The sequence below is a fragment of the Streptomyces sp. LS1784 genome (assembly GCF_020103755.1).
In the GTDB taxonomy this organism is placed as follows: Bacteria; Actinomycetota; Actinomycetes; order Streptomycetales; family Streptomycetaceae; genus Kitasatospora.
Map to the genome: position 1 here is coordinate 1 of NZ_JAHSQD010000582.1, position 4998 is coordinate 4998.

Annotated in this window: 4 protein-coding genes and 2 pseudogenes; 2 read left to right on the forward strand and 4 right to left on the reverse strand. The window is 75.5% G+C overall.

Annotated elements, in window-relative coordinates; all coding sequences use genetic code 11:
• Window positions 1–341: 341 nt before the first annotated feature.
• The 4 genes and pseudogenes from KS423_RS38220 to KS423_RS38235 all read right to left on the reverse strand — a co-directional run.
• A pseudogene (locus KS423_RS38220) lies at window positions 342–1286 on the reverse strand (D-2-hydroxyacid dehydrogenase family protein); the annotation flags it as partial.
• Window positions 1287–1398: 112 nt separating this feature from the next.
• Window positions 1399–1791 carry a hypothetical protein gene (locus KS423_RS38225; protein ID WP_224284338.1) on the reverse strand — a complete coding sequence of 131 codons (393 nt, stop codon included), beginning with the start codon at window positions 1789–1791 and terminating at the stop codon, window positions 1399–1401.
• 10 nt (window positions 1792–1801) lie between these two features.
• On the reverse strand, window positions 1802–2704 hold the full coding sequence (locus KS423_RS38230) for a glycerophosphodiester phosphodiesterase family protein (protein WP_224284339.1): 903 nt from the start codon (window positions 2702–2704) through the stop codon (window positions 1802–1804).
• 87 nt (window positions 2705–2791) lie between these two features.
• Complete coding sequence (locus KS423_RS38235; RefSeq protein ID WP_224284340.1) at window positions 2792–3781, reverse strand: ArsR family transcriptional regulator; 990 nt, start codon at window positions 3779–3781, stop codon at window positions 2792–2794.
• A gap of 74 nt (window positions 3782–3855) precedes the next feature.
• Here KS423_RS38235 and KS423_RS38240 point away from each other — a divergent pair, with 74 nt between their 5' ends.
• Together KS423_RS38240 and KS423_RS38245 are read left to right on the forward strand one after the other, a co-directional pair.
• Entirely contained in the window at window positions 3856–4776 is a 921-nt protein-coding gene (locus KS423_RS38240; RefSeq protein WP_224284341.1) for an aldo/keto reductase, read from the forward strand.
• 111 nt (window positions 4777–4887) lie between these two features.
• Window positions 4888–4998: pseudogene (locus tag KS423_RS38245) on the forward strand (histidine phosphatase family protein); the annotation flags it as partial.

The window sequence follows — 4998 nt, forward strand, 5'->3', positions numbered from 1 at the left end:
TGTCCGCCGGGCGGCCAGGCGCCGAGCGCGGCGACCAGCTCGACGGCACGGCGTTTGACGTCGGGCTGGATCTCGCCGGGGCCGGGCTGCCAGAGGGGCGGGTGGGGCAGCGGGGTGGGCGTCGGTGTGGGTGCCGGTGTGGGCGTCCCGGTGGCAGTTGCGGCCGGGCTCGTGCCCGTCACCTGCGAACCGCCCCCGCCCGTACAGCCCGCCGCGCCCAGCACCAGCGCCGCCGCACCCGCCCGCAGCAGCCCGCGTCGGTCCGGGCCCCGGCCACCGTCTCCACGCGTCATGCCGTCAGTATGCGGCTCGGGCATCCCGAGCGCCGGAGGCGTCAACTCGCCCGCCAGGAAGGCCGCGATGTCCTCCACCGCCTCCCCGTAGTAGCGCCGGTAGTTGTCCTGCGACACGTACCCCAGGTGCGGGGTGGCCAGCAGCCGGGGCGCGGTGCGCATCGGGTGGTCGGCGGGCAGCGGCTCGATGTCGAAGACGTCCACCGCTGCGCCCGCGATCCGGCCCCCGGTGAGCGCGGCGAGCAGCGCACCCTGGTCGACGATCGCCGCCCGGGAGGTGTTGACCAGGTAGGCCCCGGGCTTCATCAACGCCAGCTCGGCGGCACCGATCAGCCGCCGGGTGCCCGCGTTGAGCGCGAGGTGGATCGAGACGAAGTCGCTCTCGCGGAGCAGCTCCTCCTTGGTGGCCGCGCGCCGCACGCCCGCCCCGGCGGCCCGCTCGTCGGTCAGGCTCCGGCTCCAGGCGACCACGTCCATGCCGAAGGCCAGACCGACCTCGGCCACCCGGCCGCCGATCCGGCCGAGGCCGAGCAGCCCCAGCGTCCGGCCGTGCAGGTCGGCGCCGACGGTGCTCTGCCAGGGGCCGCCCTCGCGCAGCGCGGTGCTCTCCTGGACGATGCCGCGGGCCAGGCCGAGCAGCAGCGCCCAGGTCAGCTCGACCGGCGGGGTGCCGGAGCTGGCGGTGCCACAGACCGTCACCCCGTGCGCCTCGGCGGCCGCGAGGTCGATCGCCGCGTTGCGCATCCCGGAGGCGATCAGCAGCCTGAGCCGAGGCAGCCGGGCGAACAGCGAGGCCGGGAAGGGCACCCGCTCGCGTAGGGTGACCACGATGTCGAACTCGGCGAGGACGGCGGCGAGTTCCTCCTCCGAGCCGAAGTGCTCGCGGAAGGCCGTCACCGCGACCCGGTCGGCCACCGGGGACCAGTCGGCGCTGCTGGTGGCGACGCCCTGGAAGTCGTCCAGGACGGCGCAGCGAAGGATCGGAAGCGTCATGCCCGCAGCTTCCCAGACCGCCCCCGCCACCCGGCGCGGCGGGTCCCATCGGCGGCCGCCGGTCTGTCGGACCGGCCCGCGGAGGGGGAGCGGGCTCCCGGCCGCCGACCGGCTACGGCAGGTCCGGGGGCCGCAGGCCGTAGCCCTCCTCGGTCCGTACGATCCAGGAGGGCTCGCCGAGCTTCGCCCTCAGCACCGTCATCGGGTACCTCAGCTCATGGGGGTGGCACGGTGCGTTGTAGACCTTCCACATGATCGAGTACGGCTCGTGCACACCCTCGCCCAGCTCGACCAGGCCGCGCAGCAGCTTGACATCGGCACGGTTGAGCCGCACCTCACGGCCGTCCACGGTGACGACCCGGGTGTCCGGGTCGATGACCAGGCGTCCGTCGAAGGCGGTCAGCGAGCCCCGCGGTTCGGGGACCAGGCCGCAGTGGTTCCGGATCCGGTCCGCCACGGCCTGGTCGTCCACCGGCTGAGCGCCTGCCGCGTTCTCCATCTCCACACCGGGCAGCCTAGGCGCCGACGCCCGAGGCCGACCAGGCCGCGTTCCAACCGGCCAGCTCGGCCGGGCGGTTGGTGACGATCCCGTCCACGCCCGCCGCCGTGAGGGCCTTCCAGCGGGCGGGCTGGTCGACCGTCCAGACGTTGACGGCCACGCCGGCGGCGTGCAGTTCCCCGACCACGCCGGGACGGGCGGAGAGCGCGTCGTCCGAGGGGTTGTAGGCGGCCAGGCCGAGGTCGCGGGCGGTGGCGACCGGGTCGGTGTCCAGGGTGGCGCGCAGGAGCCCGAGCGGCACTTCGGGCGCCAGCGCACGGGTGTGGCGCAGGGCGTCCACCTCGAAGCTCTGGACGAGGACCCGGTCGGCCATGCCGTGGTCGCGCACCTCCCGGACGATCCGGGCGACCTCGTCGCGGGTGTGCGGCCCCTTGATCTCCAGCAACAGCCTGCCGCCGCGGGTGCGCAGGTCCTCCAGCTGGGCGGCGAGGGTCGGCAGGCGGGTGCCCGCGTACGCCGGGGCGAACCAGGAGCCGGCGTCCAGCGCGTCCAGCTGCCCTGCGGTCAGGTCGCGGATCCGGCCGGTGCCGTCGGTGGTGCGGTCCACGGTGTCGTCGTGCAGCACGTACGGGATGCCGTCCTTGCTGGGCTGGACGTCGTTCTCGATCCACTCGGCGCCGGCCCGGCGAGCCACCTCGTCCGACACCAGGGTGTTCTCGGGCGCGGCGGAGGCGGCGCCGCGGTGCCCGTACACGGTCGGCGGCGCACCGGCCGGGCGGAGCCGGGCCCCGGAGGTCGGGGCGGCCGGCCGTACGGGTGCCCCGGTGAGCGCGACGGCGCCGAAGGCGGCCCCGAGCAGTGCGGCGACGAGGACGGTCCGATGGCGGCGGTGGTGCCGGGGGTGCCGATTGGGTGTCATGTCCCGCACGGTACGGGCGGCCGGCGCATCCGGCCCGATGACACCGGTGCGCCCGGCTGACATTGCGGTAGTCGGGGGAACGCGTGCTCACCCCTCCCCCAGCGGCGCCAGCAACGCCTCCGCCGACGCCGTCCTCGCGTACAGCACCGACCGCCCGGCCCGGTGGGCGCTGACCAGACGGGCGTCCCGCAGTGCCGTCAGGTACTGGGAGACCGCCGAGGACGAGAGCCCGGTGCGCCGGGCGAGCTCGGTCGTGGACGCCGGGGCCGCCAGCTCCGCCAGCAGCCGGGTGCGGGACCGGCCGAGGACGGCGGACAGGGCCTCGGTGCCGGCCGCCGGGGCTGCCGCCCAGAGGGTGCCGATGCCGCGCGCCGGGTAGGCGAGCTGCGGCGGATCCGGCGGAACGAGGCGGGAGTAGAGCGCCGGGCCGGTGAAGACGGACGGGATCAGCAGCAGCCCCGCTCCGGTCGTCCGGCCCGGCAGCGGGCTGGCGCGGTGGCACAGCCGCAGGGTGCCCTCCGTCCAACGGAGTTCGGCGTGCAGGTCGTTCAGGACCCGCGCCGCCCCGTGCTCGGCCGCCTGGCGGGCGCGGTGCAGCACGTCCGCGTCCAGAACGGCGCGGATCCGCGCCCAGTACGGGGCGAGTGCGAGCTCCCAGTACGCCTCGACCGCCTCGGTGAGCCGACCGAGCCCGCCCACCGGATCCCCGTACAGGGCGCGCAGCCGGGGGCCGAGCCCGTCGCCGTCCCGCAGCCGGTCGAGGTCGCGGCGGACCCGCTCGGCCGGGGTGGCCCGGATCGCCGCCAGCTCCTGCGCCAGCGTGGGGGCCGGCCCGTCCGGGGCCGGGTTGATGAAGTCGGGCACGTAGCCGGTGGGCGGGACGAGTTCCGCGAGCAGCCCGTACGCCGGGCCGAGCGCCGCGAGCCGGGACCGCACCTGCTCCGCCCACGGCTGGTGGACGGCGTGCGGGAGGCCCGAGCGCAGCAGGCGCAGGCTCGGGCCGACCTCCCACATCGGGGAGACCGCGAAGCGCATCCGTGCCAGGTCACCCGCCGTGAACAGCAGCTCGGCCGCCACGCCCCACCCCCCGTGGATTCAGACATGTTCGAATCATTGGCGGTCAGGCTAGTGCAGTGCCGATCATGATCGGCATGACTTCCGACAGCACCACAGCCACCGCCATCACCGCCGCCGCCTCCGGCACCTGGAAGCTCGGCGACCGCACCGTCCACCGGATCGGTTTCGGCACGATGCGCCTGCCGCAGACCGGCCCCGCGCTCGTCCCGCACGCCGTCCCGCGCGACCGCGAGCAGGCGCTGCGGGTGCTGCGCCGCGCGGTCGAGCTGGGCGTGAACCACATCGACACCGCGGCCTTCTACTTCTCCCCGCTGCGCTCCGCCAACGAGCTGATCAACCGGGCGCTCGCGCCCTACGCCGACGACCTGGTGATCGCCACCAAGGTCGGACCCGGCCGCGGCATCGACGGCGAGTGGGTCGAGCACGCCCGCACCCCCGAGCGGCTGCGCGCCCAGGTGGAGCAGAACCTGCGCCAGCTCGGCCGCGACCACCTCGACCTGGTGAACCTGCGCATCCTCGGCACCGACTCGGTCGCCGAACGCTTCGGCGCGCTGGCCGAGCTGCGCCAGGCCGGGCTGATCCGGCAGCTGGGCCTGTCCAACGTCCACCCGCACCAGCTCGCCGAGGCGCAGACCATCGCACCGGTGGTCTGCGTGCAGAACCCGTACGGCATCGGGGCCACCCCGGAACAGGACGAGCTGCTGCGGATCTGCGGGGAGCAGGACATCGCCTTCGTCCCCTTCTACGCGATCGCCGGTGCCGGACGGCAGGACGGCGCCGGCGCGGCCGAGCCCGCCCAGGTCCTGGCGGTGGCCGAGGCGCGCGGGGTGGGCACCGCGCAGGTGCGGCTGGCCTGGACCCTGCACCGCGGCCCGCACGTGCTGGCCATCCCGGGCACCGGCGACGTGGCGCACCTGGAGGACAACATCGCGGCCGGGGCACTGCGGCTGTCGGCGCAGGAGCTGGCGCTGCTGGACGAGGCCCACGCGGGCTGAGCCGGAACCGGGCGCGGCCCGCGGTGCGTCGCTCCGGGACGACGTGATCTCCGCCCACCGTTTCGTCGACCGGTGCGTCCACCGTTCGTCCACCGCGAGGAGTCCCTGGGCATGACCGATCGCGCCACCCGCTTCCTCTACCTGGCCCGCCACGGCGAGGCCGCGTCCGAGAGCAGCGGGCTCACCGCGGCCGGCCGCCGCCAGGCCGCCCTGCTGGGCCGT